At 57.0% G+C, this 24,273-nt stretch carries 17 protein-coding genes; 6 read left to right on the top strand and 11 right to left on the bottom strand.

The features are described 5' to 3' along the window. Positions 1 to 189 precede the first annotated feature (189 nt). Together DW58_RS02235 and cueO are read right to left on the bottom strand one after the other, a co-directional pair. Positions 190 to 2,553 (bottom strand): membrane-bound PQQ-dependent dehydrogenase, glucose/quinate/shikimate family, encoded by a 2,364-nt coding sequence (locus tag DW58_RS02235; RefSeq protein ID WP_024548511.1) that lies wholly within the window; start codon positions 2,551 to 2,553, stop codon positions 190 to 192. 228 nt (positions 2,554 to 2,781) lie between these two features. Further along, positions 2,782 to 4,332, bottom strand: coding sequence for a multicopper oxidase CueO (gene cueO, locus DW58_RS02240; RefSeq protein ID WP_024548512.1), 1,551 nt, complete (start codon positions 4,330 to 4,332; stop codon positions 2,782 to 2,784). Positions 4,333 to 4,474: 142 nt separating this feature from the next. On the opposite strand from cueO, the gene DW58_RS02245 reads away from it, so the two are divergent. The 3 genes from DW58_RS02245 (at position 4,475) to speD (ending at position 6,610) form a co-directional block, all read left to right on the top strand. Beyond that, the gene (locus DW58_RS02245) at positions 4,475 to 4,822 is read left to right on the top strand and encodes a YacC family pilotin-like protein (RefSeq protein WP_029592353.1); all 348 of its coding nucleotides are present in this window, start codon (positions 4,475 to 4,477) and stop codon (positions 4,820 to 4,822) included. A gap of 112 nt (positions 4,823 to 4,934) precedes the next feature. Further along, positions 4,935 to 5,801: a polyamine aminopropyltransferase gene (speE, locus tag DW58_RS02250; RefSeq protein ID WP_024548514.1), complete on the top strand. Its 867-nt coding sequence runs from the start codon at positions 4,935 to 4,937 to the stop codon at positions 5,799 to 5,801. 14 nt (positions 5,802 to 5,815) lie between these two features. Further along, on the top strand, positions 5,816 to 6,610 hold the full coding sequence (gene speD, locus DW58_RS02255) for an adenosylmethionine decarboxylase (RefSeq protein ID WP_024548515.1): 795 nt from the start codon (positions 5,816 to 5,818) through the stop codon (positions 6,608 to 6,610). A 26-nt stretch (positions 6,611 to 6,636) separates the two neighbouring features. Here speD and yacL read toward each other — a convergent pair whose 3' ends face one another. The 7 genes from yacL to pdhR all read right to left on the bottom strand — a co-directional run bounded on the left by yacL (position 6,637) and on the right by pdhR (position 18,339). Beyond that, a complete protein-coding gene (yacL, locus tag DW58_RS02260; protein WP_024548516.1) occupies positions 6,637 to 6,999 on the bottom strand; it encodes a protein YacL in 363 nt (120 codons plus the stop codon). Between the two features lie 201 nt (positions 7,000 to 7,200). Continuing rightward, a complete protein-coding gene (gene acnB, locus DW58_RS02265; protein ID WP_106877838.1) occupies positions 7,201 to 9,798 on the bottom strand; it encodes a bifunctional aconitate hydratase 2/2-methylisocitrate dehydratase in 2,598 nt (865 codons plus the stop codon). A gap of 323 nt (positions 9,799 to 10,121) precedes the next feature. Then, positions 10,122 to 10,853 carry a conjugal transfer complement resistance protein TraT gene (gene traT / locus DW58_RS02270; RefSeq protein WP_024548518.1) on the bottom strand — a complete coding sequence of 244 codons (732 nt, stop codon included), beginning with the start codon at positions 10,851 to 10,853 and terminating at the stop codon, positions 10,122 to 10,124. Positions 10,854 to 11,193: 340 nt separating this feature from the next. Next, on the bottom strand, positions 11,194 to 12,618 hold the full coding sequence (gene lpdA / locus DW58_RS02275) for a dihydrolipoyl dehydrogenase (protein WP_024548519.1): 1,425 nt from the start codon (positions 12,616 to 12,618) through the stop codon (positions 11,194 to 11,196). 225 nt (positions 12,619 to 12,843) lie between these two features. Beyond that, a complete protein-coding gene (aceF, locus tag DW58_RS02280; protein WP_024548520.1) occupies positions 12,844 to 14,739 on the bottom strand; it encodes a pyruvate dehydrogenase complex dihydrolipoyllysine-residue acetyltransferase in 1,896 nt (631 codons plus the stop codon). Between the two features lie 14 nt (positions 14,740 to 14,753). Continuing rightward, positions 14,754 to 17,417: a pyruvate dehydrogenase (acetyl-transferring), homodimeric type gene (aceE, locus tag DW58_RS02285; protein WP_024548521.1), complete on the bottom strand. Its 2,664-nt coding sequence runs from the start codon at positions 17,415 to 17,417 to the stop codon at positions 14,754 to 14,756. A 157-nt stretch (positions 17,418 to 17,574) separates the two neighbouring features. Continuing rightward, complete coding sequence (gene pdhR / locus DW58_RS02290) at positions 17,575 to 18,339, bottom strand: pyruvate dehydrogenase complex transcriptional repressor PdhR (RefSeq protein WP_024548522.1); 765 nt, start codon at positions 18,337 to 18,339, stop codon at positions 17,575 to 17,577. A gap of 540 nt (positions 18,340 to 18,879) precedes the next feature. Here pdhR and aroP point away from each other — a divergent pair. The 3 genes from aroP to DW58_RS02305 all read left to right on the top strand — a co-directional run bounded on the left by aroP (position 18,880) and on the right by DW58_RS02305 (position 22,806). Continuing rightward, entirely contained in the window at positions 18,880 to 20,253 is a 1,374-nt protein-coding gene (aroP, locus tag DW58_RS02295) for an aromatic amino acid transporter AroP (RefSeq protein ID WP_024548523.1), read from the top strand. Positions 20,254 to 20,443: 190 nt separating this feature from the next. After that, positions 20,444 to 21,853 carry a glycoside-pentoside-hexuronide (GPH):cation symporter gene (locus DW58_RS02300; protein WP_024548524.1) on the top strand — a complete coding sequence of 470 codons (1,410 nt, stop codon included), beginning with the start codon at positions 20,444 to 20,446 and terminating at the stop codon, positions 21,851 to 21,853. Next, on the top strand, positions 21,850 to 22,806 hold the full coding sequence (locus DW58_RS02305) for a glycoside hydrolase family 43 protein (RefSeq protein WP_024548525.1): 957 nt from the start codon (positions 21,850 to 21,852) through the stop codon (positions 22,804 to 22,806). Before DW58_RS02300 ends, DW58_RS02305 begins: the two co-directional genes overlap by 4 nt. A gap of 18 nt (positions 22,807 to 22,824) precedes the next feature. On the opposite strand, the gene ampE is transcribed toward DW58_RS02305, so the two are convergent. Further along, positions 22,825 to 23,679 carry a beta-lactamase regulator AmpE gene (gene ampE, locus DW58_RS02310; protein WP_024548526.1) on the bottom strand — a complete coding sequence of 285 codons (855 nt, stop codon included), beginning with the start codon at positions 23,677 to 23,679 and terminating at the stop codon, positions 22,825 to 22,827. A 9-nt stretch (positions 23,680 to 23,688) separates the two neighbouring features. Then, on the bottom strand, positions 23,689 to 24,240 hold the full coding sequence (gene ampD / locus DW58_RS02315) for a 1,6-anhydro-N-acetylmuramyl-L-alanine amidase AmpD (protein WP_024548527.1): 552 nt from the start codon (positions 24,238 to 24,240) through the stop codon (positions 23,689 to 23,691). Positions 24,241 to 24,273 lie beyond the last annotated feature (33 nt).

The following is a 24,273-nucleotide window of genomic DNA, read 5'->3' on the forward strand; positions in this document are numbered from 1 at the left end:
CCTTCTCCTGAAGGCCGTTTTTTTTGCCCGCTCGCCTCCCCTTCCTTTACCTCCGCAGCGCATCACCGCGCCCTGCGCCTGGCGTTGGTGCTGCTCGCTTACCCCTGCCTTTCCCCCATAAAAAAAGCCCCATCACAACGTGATGAGGCCTGAGGAGGTGCCGTCGTTACCGCGACGGCGCGGGGTAACTTACTTCAGTCGGAATGCAACGACGCTGTCGCCAGCTTTGGTGCCCAGCGAACCGTGGCCGCCTGCGGCGATTACCACGTACTGCTTGCCGTCTTTACCCATGAAGGTAGACGGCGTGGCCTGCGCACCGGCGTCCAGCTCGGTTTCCCACAGCAGCTTACCGGTTGTGCTGTCGTACGCACGGAAGAAGTTATCCGCGGTGGCGCCGTGGAAGACCACGTCACCGGCCGTTGCCAGCGGTCCACCGTGGGCCACCATGCCCATCGGGAAACCAATCGGGAAGCGACCCGGCAGGAAGGTGGTGTTCAGGTTTTTGGTGGTGCCGACGCGGCGCAGCCACTCGGTTTTACCGGTTTTCAGATCGACCCCAACCAGACGGCCCCACGGTGGCGCGATGCACGGAATACCCAGGCTGGAAGCGAGCTGCTGGATATGAATCGCGTAGTCGCCGTGGAAGTTTTCGTTCCAGTACGGCTGGCCATCTTTGGTGAACTTACGTTCGGTGGCGGTTTCCGGGGTACGCTTAATCAGCGTGTATTTATAGGCCAGACGCACCGGCGAAGCGATCAGCAACTGACGCTCCGGGTCGACGGCGACTGAGCCCCAGTTAAAGACGCCGATGTTACCCGGGAAGATAATCGCGCCCTGCTCGGTGGCAGGCGTCCACGGGTTGCCGTCGTAACGCAGGCTTTTGAAATCAAGACGACACGCCATCTGATCGAACGGCGTGATGCCCCACATCGACTTTTCCGTCAGCGGTTGCGGAATGAAGTTCAGGCTGGAAACCGGCTGCGTTGGCGCGAACTTCTCGCCCGGCACGCCGCCCTCGGTGGAAACCGGAACCTGGTTTACCGGATACACCGGCTCGCCGGTCAGGCGGTTCAGCACAAACAGGTTACCGGTCTTGGTTGGCAGCACCACGACCGGCTGTTTTTTGCCCTGGTAGTCGATATCCAGCAGCGAAGGCTGAGATGGGTTATCGCGGTCCCACAGATCGTGGTTGGAACTCTGGTAACGCCATTTGAACGCGCCGGTGTTGAGATCCAGCGCGACCAGCGCATCACGGAATTTCTCCGTGTTGCTGTTGGCATCACGCTCAATACCCAGCTCATCCGGTGAGGCGTTGCCGAACGGCACGTATACCAGGCCGTTTTTCAGATCGGCGCTCAGGGTGCCCCAGGCAACCGGGGTGTCGTACGGATAGTTTTTATCCGCCGCAATCGGCTGAGTCTGCTCCGGGTTGGCCGGATCGAAGTTCCACACCAGACGGCCTGTTACCGCATCATAGGCGCGGATCACGCCAGACGGGTTGCCGCTGTTGAAACCGTTGTCCATCACCGAGCCGCCGACGATCACCAGCTTGCCGGCAACCAGCGGTGCCGCGGTTTGCATCAGAGCGTGAGGACGCACTTCACCCATGTTGGCATGGAGATCGACCACGCCGTTGGTGCCGAAGTCGGTGCAGGCCTTGCCGGTGTCGGCATCAAGCGCGATAAGCTGCGCGTCGGTGGTGGCGTTAAAGATACGCTTACGGCACAGCGCAGGCTCCTGGCCAGCGTTGGCCGCGGTTTGCGCCGCCGCGCTGTCGAAGTAGCTTACGCCGCGACAGGTCTGGTGTTGCTGCAGGTACGACCGGTCTTTAGGCGGGGTATGTTTCCACTTCACCGCGCCCGTTTCCGGATCCAGAGCATGAATTTCGTTGTGCGGCGTACAGAGGTAGAGCATCCCGTTGGCTTTCAGCGGGGTGGCTTCGAAGGTGTATTCGCTGGCATCGCCCTGTTTGCGAACGTCGCCGGTGTGGTAGCTCCACGCGACCTCAAGATCCTTCACGTTATCTTTCGTGATTTGGTTGAGGGCAGAGAAACGCTGGCCGTTGCTGGTTCCGCCGTAGGCAGTCCAGTCCTGTGCGGCAACGTCGCTCCCGGAGGAGACGCGCGCGTTATTGATGGTGCCCTCTTGCGGAACCGGATCGTAGAAGCACAGGCCGATCACCAGCGCAATCATCAGTGCCACGGTGGTGCCGAGGAAGGGATGGAGGCGGCGCGCGTTGCCGGTTAACGCCCGGACGGTCCACGGCAGCGCAAGCCACAGGCCCAGCACGCCGAAGATGTCGCCGCGCGGGATCCACTGCCACTTATCAAAGCCGACTTCCCAGATTATCCAGACGACGGTGATCCACATCAGCACGGCGTAGAAGCTCAGTGCGACAGGTCGTTTTTTCAGGAGTAAATACGCGGTGATGAGCAGCCCAAGGCCCATCAGGGCGTAGAACGGACTGCCGCCGGCGAACAGCAGCTGCCCGCCCATGACAAGCAGCGCAACGCCGAGTACGGCGAAGACTACGCTGGTGAGTTTAGTAAGCATCGTTTTCCCATTTTAATTTACAAAAAGTTCACAAAAAGTGACAAAATAATGATACGTGCGTCACAACTCAGAGAGAAACGAATTCGTGTTTATCGGTTAACGATTTGTGCTTAATGAGCAGGCTAAGGAATTTCGGCGGGGTAAACGCGGGAAGAAGACGAAAACGCGCGATGGTAAAACGGGTTAAGCATGGCGGCACGTCCCTTCGCCGCCATGTCGGACAGCACGTTATGCCACGGTGAAGCCAAGCATCATGCCGGTATCTTCATGCTCCAGCAGATGACAGTGCGCCATATAGGCCTCGCTGGCGGCAGCGGCGTGATCGAAGCGCACCAGCACTTCACTGCGCGCATTCTCCACCCAGACGGTGTCTTTCCAGCCGGCGCGATGCGCCGCAGGCGGTTTGCCGTTCTCGGACAGAATGCGGAACTGGGTGCCGTGGATGTGGAACGGGTGAAGCATCATGTCGCCTTCACCGGAGATCACCCAGCGCTCATACTGCCCCTTCGGCACGTTAAAGGCCGGGTTGGCCATATCGAACGCTTTGCCGTTAATGCGGTTCGCGTTGTGGAAATCAAAACCGTGGCCGCCGTGTTCCATGCCGCCGTGGTGCATGCCGCCATGCGCCATGCCGTGATGCCCCATCCCCGCCAGCGCTTGCTTGCCGTAGCGCTGCTCCAGAGCCTGCATCCCCATCATGTCGAGCATCGGATCCATCGAGAGCTGGAGCGTGCGCTGATTCAGGCCCTCCAGCGACGGCAGTGCGGGCATGTCGGCCAGCGAATCGGGCAGCGTACCGGAGGCCTGGACGCGCAGCGGCTGAATGTGCAGCAGCGGAAGCGGTGCGTCGAACGGCGGAAGGGTCATGCCCATCTGACTGACCGGCAGCGTGACGATATCAAAGGGTGTGCCGTCCCGGGTTTCCACCAGCACTTCAAAGCGCTCGCCCATCAGCATCGGCAGTTCGGTAAGCTTAACCGGCTCCGCCAGCAGGCCACCGTCACTGGCGATGACATATAAAGGACGGTTGTCGCTGGTCGAGATCTTGAGCGAGCGGGCGTTACAGCCGTTGAGCAGCCGCAGACGCAGCCAGCCGCGCGGCGGCGCGTGCTGGGGGTTCACGGTGCCGTTGGTCAGCAGGATATCGCCAAACCAGCCGACCGCGGCGGTCATCACATCAAGCTGGTAGTCGATCGCCCCGTCGGCGGTGAATCGCTTATCCTGAACGATCACCGGTACATCGTCGATGCCCCACTGCTGCGGCAGGCGCAGCCGGCGCAGTTCGTTATCCTCAATAAGCACCAGCCCCGCCAGCCCCATCGCCACCTGATGTCCGGTTTTGCCGTGCTGATGCGGATGGAACCAGCAGGTCGCGGCGCGCTGCTGCGGAGTAAAGGTCACGCTGCGCGAACCGCCCGCCGCAATCACGCCCTGCGGCCCGCCGTCCACGCTGCCCGGCACCTCAAGCCCGTGCCAGTGGACGGTACTTTCATCGGGAAGCTGGTTGCGGATGGTGACCGACACGGGTTTGCCCTGGGTCAGCTTCAGGGCCGGGCCCAGCAGGCTGCCGTTATAGCCCCAGGTGGTGGCGGTTTTTCCGACAAACTGGCTCTGCCCCTGAGAGATCAACAGCGCGATATGGCTGCGGGCGTCAGGCTCAAGCAGCGGGGGAATGGGAAGCGCAGGACGCGGCGCGGCCAACGCGCTACGGCTCCAGAGTGGCAGCGCGCTGGCTGCGCCCAACACGGCGGTATACTTTAAAAAATCACGGCGATGCATCTCATTTCCTTATTCTCAGCAAGCGTCATATCAGCATAAACCCTCCCCCTGCGGGAAGGTCAAGCGAGCGGGCGATAATAAAGATCGTCGAACTAATCCCGGTATGCTAACGTTTAATTTCGATTGTTCTCCGGTAGACGTGATGAAGAAGTTTTTACAGCTGATGTGTTTATCAACCCTGTTGACCTGGTCCGCCAGCAGCCTCGCGCTGACGGAATCGGAAGCGGAAGACATGGCCGATCTCACCGCGGTGTTTGTTTTTTTAAAAAATGATTGCGGTTACCAGAACCTGCCTAACGGCCAGATCCGCCGTGCGCTGGTATTTTTTGCCCAGCAAAACCAGTGGGATCTCAGTAATTACGAAACCTACAATATGAAGGCGCTGGGCGAAGACAGCTACCGCGATCTGAGCGGCATCGCTATCCCCACCGCGAAAAAGTGCAAAGCCCTCGCCCGCGACTCCCTGAGCCTTCTCGCTTACGTCAAATAAGTAAAGTAAGGTTATCCCGCCGTTCCCTTTTCCCGTGGCCGTGCATCAACGGTCATTGTTAGCTATGATGTTGCGCTCATTTTTTCAGGGCGTTAATGAGAGGTAACTATCCATGACCGATAGCAAGATGTGGCACGAAACGCTGCACGATCAGTTTGGCCAGTACTTTACGATCGACAACGTGCTGTACCACGAAAAGACCGATCACCAGGATCTGATCATTTTCGAAAATGCAGCATTTGGCCGGGTAATGGCGCTGGACGGCGTGGTGCAGACCACCGAACGCGACGAGTTTATCTATCACGAGATGATGACCCACGTTCCGCTGCTGGCCCACGGCCACGCGAAGCACGTGCTGATCATCGGCGGTGGCGACGGGGCGATGCTGCGTGAAGTCTCGCGCCATAAGAACGTGGAAACCATCACCATGGTCGAGATCGACGCGGGCGTGGTCTCCTTCTGCCGCCAGTATCTGCCCAACCACAATGCCGGTAGCTACGACGATCCGCGCTTTACGCTGGTGATTGATGACGGGGTTAATTTTGTTAACCAGACCGCGCAAACGTTTGATGTGATCATCTCCGACTGCACCGATCCTATCGGCCCCGGTGAAAGCCTGTTCACGTCTGACTTCTACGAAGGCTGCAAACGCTGCCTGAATCCGGGCGGAATCTTTGTGGCCCAGAACGGCGTCTGCTTCCTGCAGCAGGATGAAGCGCTCGACAGCCATCGCAAGCTGAGCCACTACTTTAGCGACGTCAATTTCTACCAGGCTGCCATTCCGACCTATTACGGCGGTATCATGACCTTTGCCTGGGCGACGGATAACGGTGCGTTACGCCATCTTTCCAGCGAAATTATTCAGGCGCGCTTTGTCGCCAGTGGTATCAAGTGCCGTTATTACAATCCGGCCATTCATACGGCAGCATTTGCTTTGCCGCAATATCTACACGATGCGCTGGACCATCAGCCATCCTAAGGGGGTGAACGAAATTGAAGAAACTCAAACTGCATGGCTTCAACAACCTGACCAAAAGCCTGAGTTTTTGTATTTACGATATTTGCTACGCCAAGACGGCGGAAGAGCGCGATGGCTACATCGCTTATATCGATGAACTTTACAACGCCAACCGACTGACGGAGATCCTGTCGGAAACCTGCTCGATTATCGGCGCTAACATCCTGAACATTGCGCGTCAGGACTATGAACCCCAGGGCGCCAGCGTCACCATTCTGGTCAGCGAAGAGCCGATCGACCCTCAGCTTATCGACAAGACCGAACATCCTGGCCCGCTGCCGGAAACCGTGGTCGCTCACCTCGATAAGAGCCATATCTGCGTGCACACCTATCCGGAGAGTCATCCGGAAGGCGGGCTCTGCACTTTCCGCGCCGACATTGAAGTGTCAACCTGTGGCGTGATTTCGCCCCTGAAGGCGCTGAACTACCTGATTCACCAGCTGGAGTCGGATATCGTGACCGTCGACTACCGCGTCCGCGGCTTTACCCGCGACGTAAATGGTCTGAAGCACTTTATCGATCATGAGATCAATTCGATTCAGAACTTTATGTCCGATGACATGAAAGCGCTGTACGACATGATGGACGTGAACGTGTATCAGGAGAACATCTTCCACACCAAGATGCTGCTCAAAGAGTTCGACCTGAAACACTATATGTTCCACACCAGGCCGGAAGATCTGACCGAGCAGGAGCGCAAGGTCATTACCGACCTGCTGTGGAAAGAGATGCGCGAGATCTACTACGGCCGTAACATTCCAGCCGTGTAAGCCGCACGCGAGGCAGGGACGCTTCGTTAACGCTGATTCATAAAGTCGCGATAGGCATGGATGACCTGCAGGAAATCCTCAATCCCGCAGAAGCACAGGCTCTCTTCGTCGTAATAGCTCATGCCCTCTTCGATTTCATCCCCGGCAAACTCAAGCTGATTGGCGCGGATAATCACCTCTTCGCCGTCCAGCCACAGCGTGTACTCATGCCCAGGGCGCTGCCACTGACGCTCGCTGCCTTTGGTTTCCCGCGCCGCCTGCTCCACTTCATCAAGCAGCGCCATATCGCCCTTCACCTCTTCATTCAGCCAGTGCCCTACGGCTTCGTGGCCCATCGACATGCGCACCTTGACGACCCCGGTGATGTCGCGCAGAAATTCGTAATCCATCGTGCTTTCCTCCGCATCCTGTACCGGATGCAGCTGTTTGTAGTGATACGGTAATTATCGCAGCCCGGCATCAGAAAGACAGCAGAGCGGGTGGGAGAAGTGAAAATAAAAAACCCACTGCGGATGCAGTGGGTTTTCATTGGCCCGCAGCGTACGCCACGGGGATCTGCGCCCTGCCCTCTCCTGGGGAGAGGGGAAGCGTCAGACGGCAGTCTGGAAGATCACGCCGTCGGCTTTCTCGGTGTACTGAGAGAGCTGATCGAAGTTCAGATAGCGGTAGGTATCCACCGCGGTCTTATCCACCTGCGCCACGAAGGTCTGGTACTCCTCCGGGGTCGGCAGTTTGCCGATCAGCGCGGCAACCGCCGCCAGCTCCGCAGAGGCCAGGTAGACGTTCGCGCCGGTACCCAGACGGTTCGGGAAGTTACGGGTTGAGGTGGAGACCACCGTCGCACCGTCGGCTACGCGTGCCTGGTTACCCATGCACAGCGAGCAGCCCGGGATCTCGATACGCGCCCCGCTCTTACCAAAGACGCTGTAGTAGCCCTCTTCGGTCAGCTGTGCGGCGTCCATACGGGTCGGCGGTGCCACCCACAGGCGGGTCGGCAGCTGGCCCTTATGGGTATCCAGCAGTTTACCCGCCGCGCGGAAGTGACCGATGTTGGTCATACACGAACCGATAAACACTTCGTCGATGGTATCGCCCTGCACATCAGAGAGCAGACGCGCATCGTCCGGATCGTTCGGCGCGCACAGGATTGGCTCTTTGATATCCGCCAGATCGATGTCGATCACCGCGGCGTATTCTGCATCGGCGTCAGCTTCCAGCAGCTGCGGATCCGCCAGCCATTTTTCCATGCCCTGAATACGGCGCTCCAGCGTGCGACGGTCGCCGTAACCTTCGGCAATCATCCACTTCAGCAGCACGATATTGGAGGTCAGGTACTCGATGATCGGCTCTTTGTTGAGCTTGATGGTGCAGCCCGCCGCAGAACGCTCGGCGGAGGCATCCGTCAGTTCAAACGCCTGCTCCACTTTCAGGTCCGGCAGACCTTCGATCTCGAGGATGCGGCCAGAGAAGATGTTCTTCTTCCCTTTCTTCTCAACGGTCAGCAGGCCCTGTTTGATCGCGTACAGCGGGATAGCGTGGACCAGATCGCGCAGGGTAATCCCCGGCTGCATTTTACCTTTGAAGCGCACCAGCACTGATTCCGGCATATCCAGCGGCATCACGCCGGTCGCAGCAGCAAACGCCACCAGACCGGAGCCCGCCGGGAAGGAGATACCAATCGGGAAACGGGTGTGGGAATCGCCGCCGGTGCCTACGGTGTCAGGCAGCAGCATACGGTTCAGCCAGGAGTGGATAACCCCATCGCCCGGACGCAGCGACACGCCGCCGCGGTTCATGATGAAGTCCGGCAGCGTGTGGTGCGTGGTGACGTCCACCGGCTTCGGATAGGCCGCGGTGTGGCAGAAGGACTGCATCACCAGATCGGCGGAGAAGCCCAGGCACGCCAGATCTTTCAGCTCGTCGCGGGTCATTGGCCCGGTGGTATCCTGGGAACCTACGGAGGTCATCTTCGGCTCGCAGTACGCACCCGGACGAACGCCGGTCACGCCGCAGGCACGGCCGACCATCTTCTGCGCCAGCGAGTAGCCGCGGCTGCTCTCGGCCACGTCTTTAGCCTGACGGAAAATGTCGCTGTGCGGCAGACCCAGCGCTTCACGCGCTCTGGACGTCAGACCGCGGCCGATGATCAGCGGGATACGGCCACCGGCGCGCACTTCGTCGATCAGCACATCGGTTTTCAGCTCGAAGGTAGCCAGCAGTTCACCGGTTTCGTGGTTGCGCACTTCGCCTTTGAACGGGTAAACGTCAATCACGTCGCCCATGTTCAGGTTGTTGACATCCACTTCAATTGGCAGCGCACCGGCATCTTCCATGGTATTGAAGAAGATTGGCGCAATTTTGCCGCCCAGCACCAGACCACCGCCGCGCTTGTTCGGCACGTACGGAATGTCGTCGCCCATGAACCACAGCACCGAGTTGGTGGCGGATTTACGGGATGAGCCGGTGCCCACAACGTCGCCGACATAGGCCAGCGGGAAACCTTTCTGGTTCAGCGCGTCGATCTGTTTGATCGGACCAACCACGCCAGGCTGATCCGGCTCAATGCCTTCGCGGGCGTTTTTCAGCATCGCCAGGGCGTGCAGCGGGATATCAGGACGCGACCAGGCATCCGGTGCCGGAGACAGGTCATCGGTATTGGTTTCACCGGTGACTTTGAAGACGGTAACGGTAATTTTTTCTGCCAGCGCAGGACGGCTCAGGAACCACTCCGCATCGGCCCAGGACTGCATCACCTGCTTCGCATAGCGGTTGCCGGCTTTGGCTTTCTCTTCCACATCGTAGAAGTTATCGAACATCAGCAGCGTATGGGACAGCGCTTTAGCGGCAATCGGTGCCAGCGTGTCGTTATCCAGCGCCTCGATCAGCGGATGGATGTTATAACCGCCCTGCATGGTGCCGAGCAGCTCAATGGCTTTTTCAGGGGTAACCAGCGGGGATGACGCTTCGCCTTTGGCGATGGCGGCCAGGAAACCGGCCTTAACATAGGCGGCTTCATCAACGCCTGGCGGTACACGGTTGGTAAGCAGATCTAACAGAAATTCTTCTTCGCCAGCGGGCGGCGCTTTTAGCAGCTCGACGAGTGCGGCCATTTGGGTTGCATCTAAAGGTTTTGCAACAATCCCCTCGGCGGCACGCTCAGCTACGTGCTTACGGTATTCTTCTAGCACGACGGTTCTCCTCGCTCTCATTGTCATATGCGGCCGGCGTTCTCTTCACGCTCCTGTGAGACAGCAGTTTGTAGGGTACATGCCCGATACCGCGTCGGGCAGCATAGCAGGATTTCAGGGGGGTGTTAATCTGTTTACAAAAAAGCAACATTAAATCTTTGCTGAATCGTTAAGCAACGAATAACACCTTTCATAAGGTCATTTTTGAGCACAAAAAAACCGCCAGCGGCGGTTTCGTTGTTGTCCTGGGTGGTAGCAGGCACCGTTGTGGCAATTACGCTACTGGCCGCTCTGACGGGCGGCCTTTTACATCGCGAAAGCAATTACAGAATGTTGGCGACGGATTTAGCCAGCTGCGCTTCCAGAAGCGGTTTTGCCTCTTCAAACTTGAGGTTCACCTTGTTGGCATTGGACACAACGCGGGTCTGATACTTGGCGCGATCGCCTTCTGCGCTGCTGGTCTGCAGCTTGATGCCGGAGGTGCCCTGACGCAGCGCGGCGATGTTATCGGTAGTCACTTTGGCTTTGCTACGCTCGGAGATCTGCAGGTCGGTGATCATGGTGTAGTTCACGTCTTCCACCATCGCATCAGCCGCCATACCGATCAGGCCAGCCGCCAGGCCAACGCCCAGTGCCGCGCCGCCGGAGTTGCTGTTATAGGCGGTGATGCCAGCGCCCAGTGCCGCACCGGCCACTGCGCCTTCGTAACCGCTGCTCAGGAAGCCCTGCGCCTGACGCAGATCCATCTTGTCAGCTTTCAGCACGTTTGCCTGCACCCAGTAGTAGGCGGTGTCCGGAGAGCTGGATACCTTGTAGCCTTTGGCAATCAGATCGTTGGCGATCAGCGTTTGCAGGTTGCTCATGTCTTTATCTGAGGTGTTTTTGACCTGGATGTAGACGGTCTTCTCGTTTGACGGCTCCAGCCAGATGGTTTCGCTCATCTGGGTTTTCACTTCGAGGTTACGTTTTTTGATCGCTGTGCTCATAGCGCCGCAACCTGACAGCGCGACGGTAGCCATCACCAGGCCTACAACAGCCAGTTTTTTTAAAGACATGATTTTTCCTTTTTAAATAACAAAAAATCCCGGACCAGTGCGGGAAATAGCGTAAGGAAAGCAGCGGGCTTGATAAGGATGAAGGCGATAATGAAAGGGGCACCACGGGCAGAACGATGAACAACACTCCCTGTCCGGCAAAACCAGCTATTCCATAATACGCTCATCACTAGGAAAGCAGCCGTGCGTTCCTGATGAAAGTGGCATCATTATAAAGAGAGTATCGGCAGAGAGGCGGGAGAATTTAGCTAATAAATCAACAATATGCCTACTAAATCTGGTAGGCATGCATAAAAAAACGCCTCCGGAGAGGCGTTTTTGTTAATGCGTGGCGTGACGGTTACTTCTTCTTCGCTTTCGGGTTCGGCAGGTCGGTGATGCTACCTTCGAACACTTCAGCGGCCAGGCCCACGGACTCGTGCAGCGTCGGGTGCGCGTGAATAGTCAGCGCGATGTCTTCCGCGTCACAGCCCATCTCGATAGCCAGACCGATTTCACCCAGCAGCTCGCCGCCGTTGGTGCCGACAATCGCGCCACCGATAACACGGTGCGTCTCTTTGTCGAAGATCAGTTTGGTCATACCGTCAGCGCAGTCAGAAGCGATAGCACGGCCAGAAGCAGCCCACGGGAAGGTGGCGGTTTCGTAGCTGATGCCTTTCTCTTTCGCTTCTTTTTCGGTCAGACCGACCCAGGCAACTTCCGGCTCGGTATAGGCGATGGACGGAATGACTTTCGGATCGAAGTAGTGTTTCTTACCGGCGATAACTTCAGCGGCCACGTGACCTTCATGCACGCCTTTGTGCGCCAGCATCGGCTGACCGACGATGTCGCCGATAGCGTAGATGTGCGGCACGTTGGTGCGCAGCTGTTTGTCGACGCGGATGAAGCCGCGGTCGTCCACTTCCACGCCCGCTTTACCGGCGTCGAGGTTTTTACCGTTCGGTACGCGACCGATAGCAACCAGCACCGCGTCATAACGCTGCGCTTCGCCCGGCGCTTTTTTGCCTTCCATGGAAACGTAGATACCGTCTTCTTTTGCGTCAACGGCAGTAACTTTGGTTTCCAGCATCAGGTTGAACTTGCTGCTGATGCGTTTGGTGAAGACCTTAACGATGTCTTTATCGGCAGCCGGGATAACCTGGTCGAACATTTCAACCACGTCGATCTCTGAACCCAGCGCGTGGTACACGGTCGCCATTTCCAGACCGATGATACCGCCGCCCATAACCAGCAGACGCTTCGGCACTTCTTTCAGTTCCAGCGCATCGGTGGAGTCCCACACGCGCGGATCTTCATGCGGAATGAACGGCAGTTCGATCGGGCGAGAGCCCGCCGCGATGATCGCGTTGTCGAAGTTGATCACGGTTTTGCCGTTTTCGCCTTCCACTTCCAGGGTGTTTGCCCCGGTGAATTTACCCAGACCGTTTACCACTTTGACCTTACGGCCTTTCGCCATACCGGCCAGACCGCCAGTCAGCTGAGTGATAACTTTCTCTTTCCAGGTACGAATTTTGTCGATATCGGTTTTCGGCTCACCAAAAACGATACCGTGAGTCGCCAGCGCTTTCGCTTCTTCGATAACTTTTGCTACGTGCAGCAGCGCTTTTGAAGGGATACAGCCAACGTTCAGACATACACCGCCCAGGGTGTTGTAACGCTCAACGATTACGGTTTCCAGACCTAAATCAGCGCAACGGAAGGCTGCAGAGTAGCCTGCCGGGCCTGCCCCAAGTACCACGACCTGAGTTTTGATTTCAGTACTCATCATGACCTCTTAATTTTTATCCGGCGGGTCTGACGCTACCCTCTGATGAGGATATGTTGATTAACGCCCTTCATCCACCGGGACGTTCTATCCGTCCGCATCTTACAAAATTGTTAACAATTTTGAAACAACAAACGGCAAACGAATCCTGTTTAGCAGCCGATAATCTGGCGGTTCACCCGCACATTATCAGAAAAAAGCCGGCCGTCGGGCCGGCTTTTTCGCTTACATCACCAGACGGCGAATGTCAGACAGCATGTTGTTGATGATGGTGATGAAACGCGCACCATCAGCACCGTCGATCACGCGGTGGTCGAAGGACAGAGAGATCGGCATCATCAGACGCGGCACAAACTCTTTACCGTTCCAGACCGGTTCCATCGCCGATTTGGAGACACCGAGGATAGCCACTTCCGGCGCGTTAACGATCGGCGCGAAGTGAGTGGTACCCAGGCCACCAATGCTGGAGATGGTGAAGCAACCGCCCTGCATTTCGCCAGCGGTCAGCTTACCGTCGCGGGCTTTTTTGGAGATAACGGTCAGCTCGCGAGACAGCTCGGTAATGCTCTTCTTGTTCACGTCTTTGAAGACCGGAACCACCAGACCATTCGGGGTATCAACCGCAACACCGATGTTGATGTATTTCTTCAGCGTCAGGCGCTGCGCGTCTTCAGACAGGGAGCTGTTGAAGCGAGGCATCTGCTCAAGCGCCGCAGCAACGGCTTTCATGATGAAGACAACCGGGGTGAATTTCACGTCCAGCTTGCGCTTCTCAGCTTCGGCGTTCTGCTGCTTACGGAACGCTTCCAGATCGGTGATATCGGTTTTGTCGAAGTGCGTAACGTGCGGGATCATCACCCAGTTACGGCTCAGGTTAGCACCAGAGATTTTCTGGATGCGGCCCAGTTCCACTTCTTCCACTTCACCAAACTTGCTGAAGTCCACTTTCGGCCACGGCAGCATGCCCGGCAGACCACTGCCGGATGCGGCAGCAGGTGCAGACTCAGCGCGTTTCACCGCGTCTTTCACGTAAGCCTGAACGTCTTCGCGCAGGATGCGGCCTTTACGACCGGTGCCTTTCACTTTCGCCAGGTTTACACCGAACTCGCGCGCCAGGCGACGGATCAGCGGGGTCGCGTGAACGTAAGCGTCGTTCTCAGCGAAGTCGGATTTGCCTTCAGCTTTTGCCGGTGCTGCCGCAGGTTTTTCTGCTTTCGCTGCCGGAGCCGGTGCTGCCGCTTCCTGTTTAGCCGGGGCCGCAGCAGGTGCAGCGCCTTCCACTTCGAAGACCATGATCAGTGAGCCGGTAGACACTTTGTCGCCGGTGCTGATTTTGATCTCTTTCACGGTACCGGCGAACGGTGCCGGGACTTCCATAGAGGCTTTGTCGCCTTCTACGGTGATAAGCGACTGCTCAGCAGCGACTTTATCGCCCACTTTCACCATCACTTCAGTCACTTCGACTTCGTCACCACCGATATCCGGGACTTTAACGTCTTTCGCGCCAGCGGCAGCCGCCGGTGCAGACGCAGCCTGCTCGGTGACCTGCGGCTTCGCGTCAGAGGCGGCCGGTGCAGCGCCTTCCACTTCGAAGACCATGATCAGCGAGCCGGTAGACACTTTGTCGCCGGTGTTGATTTTGATCTCTTTCACGGTACCCGCGAACGGTGCCGGGACTTCCATAGAGGCTTTGTCGCCCTCTACGGTGATCAGGGACTGTTCGGCTTCCACTTTATCGCCAACCTTCACCATGATCTCGGTGACTTCAACTTCGTCGCCGCCGATATCCGGTACGTTAACGTCTTTAGCTGCCGCTGCCGCCGGGGCTGCTGCTGGTGCCGCTTCTTTCTTCTCTTCTGCCTTAGCAGGTGCAGCATCAGCTGCACCGTCGGCGGAATCGAAAATCATGATCAGTTTACCGGTCTCGGTTTTGTCGCCGACAGAGACTTTGATCTCATTGACGACGCCAGCCTGCGGAGACGGCACTTCCATAGAGGCTTTGTCGCCTTCTACGGTGATAAGCGACTGGTCAGCTTCAACCTTGTCACCCACTTTGACCAGGATCTCGGTGATCTCTACTTCATCAGACCCGATGTCCGGTACGTTGATTTCGATAGCCATTGTTCTTTTACCTCTTATGCCAGACGCGGGTTGACTTTATCTGCATCGATATTGAATTTGGTGATAGCTTCCGCAACCACTTTCTTATCGATTTCACCACGTTTAGCCAGTTCGCCCAGCGCTGCTACTACCACGTAAGAAGCATCTACTTCGAAGTGGTGACGCAGGTTTTCACGGCTGTCTGAACGACCGAAACCGTCAGTACCCAGGACGCGATAGTCGCTTGCCGGGATGAAGTTACGGATCTGCTCAGCGAACAGTTTCATATAGTCAGTGGATGCGACTGCCGGTGCATCGCTCAGAACCTGCGCAACGTAAGGTACGCGCGGCTCGTCGGCCGGGTGCAGCATGTTCCAGCGTTCGCAGTCCTGGCCGTCACGCGCCAGTTCGGTGAAGGAGGTGACGCTGAACACGTCAGAACCCACGCCGTAGTCTTTCGCCAGGATCTGTGCTGCTTCACGAACGTGACGCAGGATAGAACCGGAGCCCAGCAGCTGAACTTTACCTTTGCTACCTTCAACCGTTTCCAGCTTGTAGATACCTTTACGGATACCTTCTTCCGCACCCTGCGGCATCGCAGGCATGTGGTAGTTTTCGTTCAGCGTGGTGATGTAGTAGTAAACGTTCTCTTGCTTCTCACCGTACATACGCTCCAGACCGTCGTGCATGATCACAGCGACTTCGTAAGCGTAAGCCGGGTCGTAGGAGATACAGTTCGGGATGGTCAACGACTGAATGTGGCTGTGACCATCTTCGTGCTGCAGACCTTCGCCGTTCAGCGTGGTACGACCGGAGGTACCGCCGATCAGGAAGCCGCGCGCCTGCTGGTCACCCGCTGCCCAGCACAGGTCGCCGATACGCTGGAACCCGAACATGGAGTAGTAGATGTAGAACGGGATCATCGGCAGGTTGTTGGTGCTGTAGGAGGTCGCAGCCGCCAGCCAGGACGAACCTGCGCCCAGCTCGTTGATGCCTTCCTGCAGGATCTGGCCTTTCTCGTCTTCTTTATAGTAAGCAACCTGCTCGCGGTCCTGCGGGGTGTACTGCTGACCGTTCGGGCTGTAGATACCAATCTGACGGAACAGACCTTCCATACCAAAGGTACGCGCTTCGTCAGCGATGATCGGAACCAGACGATCTTTGATGGACTGGTTTTTCAGCATCACGTTCAGGGCACGAACGAAAGCGATAGTGGTGGAGATCTCTTTGTTCTGCTCTTCCAGCAGCGGACCAAAATCTTCCAGCTTCGGCAGATCCAGCTTCTCGGTGAAGTTCGGCTGGCGGCTCGGCAGGTAGCCGTTCAGCGCCTGACGACGTTCGTGCAGGTATTTGTGCTCTTCGCTGCCTTCCGGGAAGGTGATGTACGGCAGTTTTTCCAGATCTTCATCGGCTACCGGTACGTTGAAACGATCGCGGACGTAGCGTACACCGTCCATGTTCATTTTCTTCACCTGGTGAGCGATGTTCTTACCTTCGGCGGTGTCGCCCATGCCATAACCTTTAATGGTATGTGCAAGGATAACGGTCGCTTTGCCTTTGGTTTCCTGCGCTTTTTTGAATGCCGCGTAGACTTTCTTCGGATCGTGGCCGCCACGGTTCAGCGCCCAGATATCATCGTCAGACCAGTCGGCAACCAGTGCGGCGGTCTCCGGGTATTTACCGAAGAAGTGCTCACGCACGTAGGCACCGTTTTTGGATTTGAAGGTCTGATAGTCGCCGTCAACGGTTTCGTTCATCAGCTGGATCAGTTTACCGCTGGTGTCTTTACGCAGCAGCTCGTCCCAACGGGAACCCCACATCACTTTAATCACGTTCCAGCCGGCGCCTGCGAAGATGCCTTCCAGTTCGTTGATGATTTTGCCGTTACCGGTTACCGGGCCGTCCAGACGCTGCAGGTTGCAGTTGATAACGAAGACCAGGTTATCCAGTTTTTCACGGGTAGCGATGGTGATGGCACCTTTGGATTCCGGCTCATCCATCTCGCCGTCGCCCAGGAAGGCGTAAACGGTCTGCTGGGAGGTGTCTTTCAGACCACGGTGTTCCAGGTACTTCAGGAATTTAGCCTGATAGATCGCACCGATCGGGCCAAGACCCATGGATACGGTCGGGAACTGCCAGAATTCCGGCATCAGTTTCGGGTGCGGGTAAGAAGACAGGCCGTTGCCGTGTACTTCCTGACGGAAGTTGTTCATCTGCTCTTCAGTCAGACGACCTTCCAGGAAGGCACGCGCGTACACGCCCGGAGAGATGTGGCCCTGGAAGTAAACCAGATCGCCGCCGTCTTTCTCGCTGCGTGCACGGAAGAAGTGGTTGAAGCAGACTTCGTAAACGGTCGCAGAAGACTGGAAGGATGCCATGTGGCCGCCGAGCTCGAGGTCTTTTTTAGACGCACGCAGCACGGTCATGATGGCGTTCCAACGAATGGCAGAACGAATGCGACGTTCAAGGTCCAGATTGCCCGGGTATTCCGGCTCGTCTTCAACGGCAATGGTGTTAACGTAGTTGCCAGCCCCTGTACCAGCCGCTACTTTCACGCCGCCTTTGCGGGCCTCTGAAAGTAACTGGTCGATCAGATACTGAGCACGCTCAACACCTTCTTCACGGATTACCGATTCGATCGCCTGTAGCCAGTCGCGAGTTTCGATCGGATCCACGTCATTTTGTAAACGTTCTGACATGGGGGTATTCCTTATCTATCTAATACGTTGATTTATCTGGAACCTGTCCCATTGCGCTCTGACTACCAAAACGCAATAAGACAGGTTCTGGGTTTAGTTGCCGCGCGCCTGATGGCGCTGATGGTACAAATCTTCCGGTGAAACACCGGAAAAAATACTAATTCTTGCGTTGCTCGAACCGACGCAGCGAGCGTTCACGACGGCTCTGCTCACGGCTGCGATCCAGCAAAATCTCTTCGATGAACGCCAGGTGGCGATGCGATGCTTCGCGCGCCTGCTCCGGCTCCTTCGCCATAATCGCCTCGAAAATGCGGGTGCGATGGCTGCTTACCATCGGCAGCATTTCCCGGCGCGCGTAGAGCAGCTCGAAGTTTTGTCTGACATTCTGCGCCAGCATGGGTTCCATACAGCGCAGTAAATGCAGCAGCACGACATTATGTGCCGCTTCGGTAACCGCTATCTGGTATTGCACTACGGCGTTTGACTCGGCGTCGAGATCGCCGGACTCCTGGGCACGTTCGATGGCCTGGTGCAGCTCCTGGATGCGTTCGCGATCCTCTTCGGTGCTGCGTAGCGCGGCGTAGTAGGCAGCGATGCCTTCCAGCGCATGGCGCGTTTCAAGCAAATCAAACTGGGATTCGGGATGGTCTGACAGGAGTTCAACCAGCGGATCGCTAAAGCTCTGCCACAGGTTATTTTGCACAAACGTACCGCCGCCCTGGCGACGAAGCAGCAAACCCTTTGCTTCAAGGCGTTGAATTGCCTCGCGCAATGAGGGACGGGAAACGTCGAACTGCTTTGCCAGTTCGCGTTCAGGTGGAAGTTTTTCACCGGGGCGCAGTGTCCCCTCAAGAATCAGAAACTCCAGCTGCTGCTCAATCACATCAGAAAGTTTAGGTTGGCGGATTTTACTGTAGGCCATTATTCCCTGTCTCTGCCATTCGCCCGGAGTAAATTGGTCATACCAATTGTATCTTCATGACGCTAAAGTAACAAAGTATTCACCTTCTGTCTATCGCGGTTTGATTCAAATCAGGAAACCATACACATTTTAACAACATCACAGAAATGGCGTTTCAAATATGTAACCTTGCACAAAGCAGGCGTTTACTCCCAAAGCGGTAATTTTAACTTTTGTGAAACGCATCCCCGTGCTTCCTGAAGCGATTCATCAGTTTAAAATATGAATATAAATGCATCTTCGTCGCCTAAAGTGGCGATAAAAAGGGGTAGATGATGCAAGCGAAGCGATTTACAAATGGTTTCTTTTTATTCATCTCGTCACTTCCCCTGCATAAAGCAGGTGCATTCGCTGGCGCTTATCACTATTCTTGCCGGGAAGGTAGACTCTTACCAAAAATTCCGACATTTCTACCGTAAACATAAAATTACAGATACGGAATTTACTACATACAGCGTAGTAGCTACGCGACGATATTTTCATCACACACGAGGTTTGAAGATGGAAGGACAGCAGCACGGCGATACGCTGAAGCGCGGCCTTAAAAACCGTCATATTCAGCTCATCGCGCTGGGTGGCGCTATCGGAACCGGCCTGTTTCTGGGCAGCGCATCCGTTATCCAGTCCGCCGGGCCGGGGATTATTCTCGGCTACGCAATTGCCGGTTTTATTGCTTTTCTGATTATGCGTCAGCTGGGTGAAATGGTTGTTGAGGAGCCGGTAGCCGGCTCATTCAGCCACTTTGCCTATAAATACTGGGGCGGCTTTGCCGGCTTCGCCTCCGGCTGGAACTACTGGGTGCTCTATGTGCTGGTCGCAATGGCGGAACTCACCGCGGTGGGGAAATACATCCAGTTCTGGTGGCCGGAGATCCCGACCTGGGCCTCAGCTGCCGCCTTCTTTATTCTGATCAACGCCATCAACCTCACCAACGTGAAAGTGTTTGGCGAGATGGAGTTCTGGTTCGCCATTATTAAAGTGGTAGCGGTTATCGCCATGATCCTGTTCGGCGGCTGGCTGCTGTTCAGCGACACCGCCGGCCCGCAGGCCACGGTGCGCAACCTCTGGGAACAGGGCGGCTTCCTGCCGCACGGCATGACCGGGCTGGTGATGATGATGGCGATCATCATGTTCTCGTTCGGTGGCCTTGAGCTGGTGGGGATTACGGCTGCGGAAGCAGACAACCCAGAAACCAGCATCCCGAAAGCGACCAACCAGGTTATCTACCGCATCCTGATTTTCTATATTGGCTCGCTGGCGGTGCTGCTCTCGCTGATGCCGTGGACGCGCGTAGACGCCGACACCAGCCCGTTCGTGCTGATTTTCCACGAGCTGGGCGATGCGCTGGTCGCCAATGCGCTTAACGTGGTGATCCTCACCGCGGCGCTGTCGGTCTATAACAGTTGCGTGTACTGCAACAGCCGTATGCTGTTTGGTCTGGCTCAGCAGGGCAATGCGCCGAAGTCACTGTTAAAAGTGGACAAGCGCGGCGTGCCGGTGAATACCATCCTCGTCTCGGCGGCTACTACCGCGCTCTGCGTGCTGATTAACTACCTGATGCCGGGCGAAGCCTTTGGCCTGCTGATGGCGCTGGTGGTGTCGGCGCTGGTGATCAACTGGGCGATGATCAGCCTCGCGCACATCAAGTTCCGCCGTCAGAAGGACCGCCAGGGCGTGAAAACCCGCTTCCCGGCGCTCTTCTATCCGCTCGGTAACTGGGTATGTCTGCTGTTCATGGCGGCGATTCTGGTCATTATGGCCATCACGCCGGGTATGGCGATTTCCGTGTGGCTGATCCCGGTCTGGCTGGTGATCCTGGGCATCGGCTACTGGATTAAAACCCAACGCAGCGCGAACACAGCAAAAAGCGTCTGACGCATTACGCTCCCTGCCCGCCCGGCGACAGCCGGCGCAGGGAGACCCTCGTTATCCCCCCACGAGTGTTATCTCTCTCACAGTTTCTCGCCCACGACACGATTATCCATCTCTGCGCCTCTTTACTACTGCGCAAAAAAGAGTAAGCACACCAATAATTTGCTCCATATCTCATGCAGGAGACATGGCGATGCAAAACGCAAAATTATCGGTTACGGAAAAGATCGGCTACGGGATGGGCGATGCCGGATGCAACATCATCTTTGGCGCCATCATGCTGTTTGTTAACTACTTTTATACTGACATCTTCGGGCTTAGCCCGGCGCTGGTTGGCATCATGCTGTTGTCCATTCGCGTGATCGATGCCATTACCGACCCGATCATGGGCGCCATTGCCGACCGCACCCACAGTAAATGGGGGCGTTTTCGTCCATGGCTGCTGTGGGTCGCCTTCCCTTACGCCCTGTTCAGCGTGCTGATGTTCACCACCCCGGACTGGAGCTATAACAGCAAAGTTGTCTATGCCTTTGTCACTTACTTTTTGATGTCGCTCGCTTATACCGCGATCAACATTCCCTACTGCTCGCTGGGCAGCGTCATCACCAACGATCCGCACGAGCGCGTGGCCTGCCAGTCATATCGCTTTGTGATGGTCGGTGTGGCGACCCTGCTGCTCTCCCTGACCCTGCTGCCAATGGCAGAGTGGTTCGGCGGGGATGACAAAGCCAAAGGCTACCAGATGGCCATGGGCGTGCTGGCGCTGGTTGGCATGTGCATGTTCCTGTTCAGCTTCGCCACGGTGCGCGAGCGCATCCGCCCCGCCGTACCCAGCAAAGACGCGATGAAAGCGGACATGAAGGACATCTGGAAGAACGACCAGTGGGTACGCATTCTGCTGCTGACCCTGTGCAACGTCTGCCCGGGCTTTATCCGCATGGCCGCCACCATGTACTACGTCACCTGGGTAATGCAGCAGAGCACCAGCTTCGCCACTATGTTTATCAGCCTCGGCGTGGTGGGCATGATGATCGGCAGTATGCTGGCGAAGGTGCTCACTGACCGCTGGTGCAAACTGAAAGTGTTCTTCTGGACCAACATCGTGCTGGCGATCTTCTCCGGCGGCTTCTGGTTTGTTGACCCGAGCGCCACCATGCTGGTAGTCGTGCTCTATTTCCTGCTGAACGTACTGCACCAGATCCCCTCCCCGCTGCACTGGTCGCTGATGGCGGACGTGGACGACTACGGCGAATGGAAAACCGGGAAGCGCATTACCGGGATCAGCTTCTCCGGCAATATCTTCTTCCTGAAGGTCGGGCTGGCGGTAGCCGGGGCGATGGTTGGCTTCCTGCTCTCATGGTATGGCTACGACGCCAGCGCGAAACAGCAGAGCGCCACGGCAGTCACCGGTATCATGATGCTGTTTACCGTGATTCCGGCGGTGGGCTACCTCATTACCGCCGGCGTGGTGCGCCTGCTGAAGGTGGACCGTGAACTGATGAAACAGATCCAGTCCGACCTTGAGAAGCGCCGCGATAACTATCGTGAGCTGAACGCCTATGAAAATCTGGACGCTGCCGACGCAGTAAGGAAACCGCTATGAATACCTCTCCCTGGCCCAATCCCTTTATTGAACAGCGCGCCGACCCGTTTATTCTGCGCCACGATGATGACTACTACTTCATCGCCTCGGTGCCGGAGTACGATCGCCTGGAGATCCGCCGCGCCCCGACGCTGGAAGGGTTGCGCGATGCGGCTCCGGTGGTGGTGTGGCGTAAACCGGCCAGCGGGCCGATGAGCGAACTCATCTGGGCGCCAGAACTGCACCATATCGACGGCAAGTGGTACATCTATTACGCGGCGGCCGCGACCAAAGCGCTGGATGCGCTGAACATGTTCCAGCACCGTATGTTCGTGCTGGAGTGCGCCGATGCCGATCCGCTCACCGGCCGCTGGACGGAAAAAGGCCAGCTGGTGACGCCCTTCGACACCTTCTGCCTTGATGCCACCACCTTCCTCCATCAGGGGAAGCGCTGGTATCTCTGGGCGCAGAAGGCACCGGACATCCCCGGTAACTCCAATATCTATCTTGCGGAAATGGCCAACCCCTGGACGCTGAAAAGCACGCCGGTGATGCTCAGCAAGCCGGAGTTTGCCTGGGAGTGCAGAGGATTTCTGGTCAACGAAGGGCCGGCCGTGCTGACCCACGGCGAGCGCCTGTTCATCAGCTATTCCGCCAGTGCGACGGATGAAAACTACTGTCTGGGGCTACTCTGGATAGACATGGCCGCCGATCCGATGCAGCCTGAGAACTGGCATAAGGCCCCGCAGCCGGTGTTCACCACCAGCTACGAAAACCGCCAGTATGGACCGGGGCACAACAGCTTTACCAGGACGCACGAAGGGCAGGATGTGCTGGTTTACCACGCGCGGAACTACACCGAAATTGAGGGCGACCCGCTGTACGATCCGAATCGCCACACTCGCCTGAAGCTTATCACCTGGGATGGGGACGGCATGCCGGTGTTTGGCACCCCGCCCGCCGATCATCCGTGAGGCTCACGGCGCGCTGGCTCAGACCAGCGTGCCGTAAATCGTTAGTAGCGCCACTACCACCACAATCACCAGCGTCGCTTTCTTCGCCATGGACACCGCCGCTTTCGGGGTCTTCACCTTATCGAGATGCGGCTCCTGCGCCAGCGAGAACTGCGCCAGCTGTGTCAGGACGTGATACTGCGAGGTATGCCGGTCGGCAAGCGAGGCGAACCATGCCGGCAGCGCCTTCTCACCGTGGCCGATAAGCGCATAGGCCACGCCCACCAGCCGCACCGGTATCCAGTCAACCACGTGCAGCACGCCATCAATGCCGGAACGTAAGCGCTCAACCGGAGTGTGATGACGGGCAAGCCAGGTCTGCCAGGCGCGCAGGAAAGCGTACCCACACACCAGCACCGGCCCCGCTTCACCACCGACTACAAACCAGAACAGCGGTGCCAGGTAAAAGCGGTAGTTAATCCACAGCAGCGCGTTTTGCAGCTCGCGCAGGTACTCGCGCTCGTCGCAGTCCGGCGGCACACCGTGGATGAGCGTCAGCTCGGATGCCATCGCATCACGCGCATGGCTGTCATCGCGGCTGGCGGCCTTGAGATACGCATGGTAGTGCAGGCGAACCACACCCGCACCAATGCACAGCAGGCCAATCAGGATCCAGACCACCAGCAGCGGCAGATTGAAGAACAGCCCCTCCAGCGCTTCGAGCAGCAGCCAGACAACCAGCATCACGGCCAGCGTCATGGCAAGCGTCGCGGTCAGAGAAAAGCGCGTGACCCGACGGAATACTACCTCCAGCCGGTGATCCAGTTGCCAGTGCTCCCCAAGCTTGAACAGACGCTCAATGATTAACACTAACAACAGGGTAAACAACGTCATGTTCTCTCCTTAATCATGCGAAGTCGCGACCAGCGCACGAAAGCGATCCCAGTCAAATGCCGGGCCAGGGTCGGTTTTGCGTTGTGGGGCGATGTCGCTGTGCCCCGTCATATGCTGCGCCAGCGCCGGATAACAGTGGCTCAGCGCGCGGGTGATATTTGCCAGCTGCTGATACTGGGCGTCGGTATAGGCCAGCGTATCGGTGCCTTCAAGCTCAATGCCGATGGAAAAATCATTGCAGCGTTCGCGCCCCTGATAACAGGAGACACCCGCGTGCCAGGCACGTTTGTTGAAAGGCACATACTGCACAATTTCACCGTCACGGCGAATCAGACAGTGTGCAGAGACGCGCAGATGCACGATTTCAGCAAAGAAGGGATCGGCGGAAGCGTCCAGCGTGCCGGTAAACAGCGCATCGATCCACGGCCCGCCAAATTGTCCCGGCGGCAGGCTGATATTATGCACAACCAGCAGCGAGGGTGGTTCGTTCTCGGGCCGGTCGTCGAAATGGGAGGAAGGTACTTTTCTTACGCCCACCAGCCAGCCATCATTCAGCTGCATGAAGGGTGTCTCCTTTGTATGGTACTTAAACTC

The organism is Siccibacter turicensis LMG 23730, from assembly GCF_000463155.2.
Taxonomy (GTDB): Bacteria; Pseudomonadota; Gammaproteobacteria; order Enterobacterales; family Enterobacteriaceae; genus Siccibacter; species Siccibacter turicensis.

Coding starts and splice junctions, on each gene's coding strand:
- DW58_RS02235 (WP_024548511.1), bottom strand. CDS start 2,553: ATGCTTACTAAACTCACCAGCGTAGTCTTCGCCGTACTCGGCGTTGCG.
- cueO (WP_024548512.1), bottom strand. CDS start 4,332: ATGCATCGCCGTGATTTTTTAAAGTATACCGCCGTGTTGGGCGCAGCC.
- DW58_RS02245 (WP_029592353.1), top strand. CDS start 4,475: ATGAAGAAGTTTTTACAGCTGATGTGTTTATCAACCCTGTTGACCTGG.
- speE (WP_024548514.1), top strand. CDS start 4,935: ATGACCGATAGCAAGATGTGGCACGAAACGCTGCACGATCAGTTTGGC.
- yacL (WP_024548516.1), bottom strand. CDS start 6,999: ATGGATTACGAATTTCTGCGCGACATCACCGGGGTCGTCAAGGTGCGC.
- traT (WP_024548518.1), bottom strand. CDS start 10,853: ATGTCTTTAAAAAAACTGGCTGTTGTAGGCCTGGTGATGGCTACCGTC.
- lpdA (WP_024548519.1), bottom strand. CDS start 12,618: ATGAGTACTGAAATCAAAACTCAGGTCGTGGTACTTGGGGCAGGCCCG.
- aceF (WP_024548520.1), bottom strand. CDS start 14,739: ATGGCTATCGAAATCAACGTACCGGACATCGGGTCTGATGAAGTAGAG.
- aceE (WP_024548521.1), bottom strand. CDS start 17,417: ATGTCAGAACGTTTACAAAATGACGTGGATCCGATCGAAACTCGCGAC.
- pdhR (WP_024548522.1), bottom strand. CDS start 18,339: ATGGCCTACAGTAAAATCCGCCAACCTAAACTTTCTGATGTGATTGAG.
- aroP (WP_024548523.1), top strand. CDS start 18,880: ATGGAAGGACAGCAGCACGGCGATACGCTGAAGCGCGGCCTTAAAAAC.
- DW58_RS02300 (WP_024548524.1), top strand. CDS start 20,444: ATGCAAAACGCAAAATTATCGGTTACGGAAAAGATCGGCTACGGGATG.
- DW58_RS02305 (WP_024548525.1), top strand. CDS start 21,850: ATGAATACCTCTCCCTGGCCCAATCCCTTTATTGAACAGCGCGCCGAC.
- ampE (WP_024548526.1), bottom strand. CDS start 23,679: ATGACGTTGTTTACCCTGTTGTTAGTGTTAATCATTGAGCGTCTGTTC.
- ampD (WP_024548527.1), bottom strand. CDS start 24,240: ATGCAGCTGAATGATGGCTGGCTGGTGGGCGTAAGAAAAGTACCTTCC.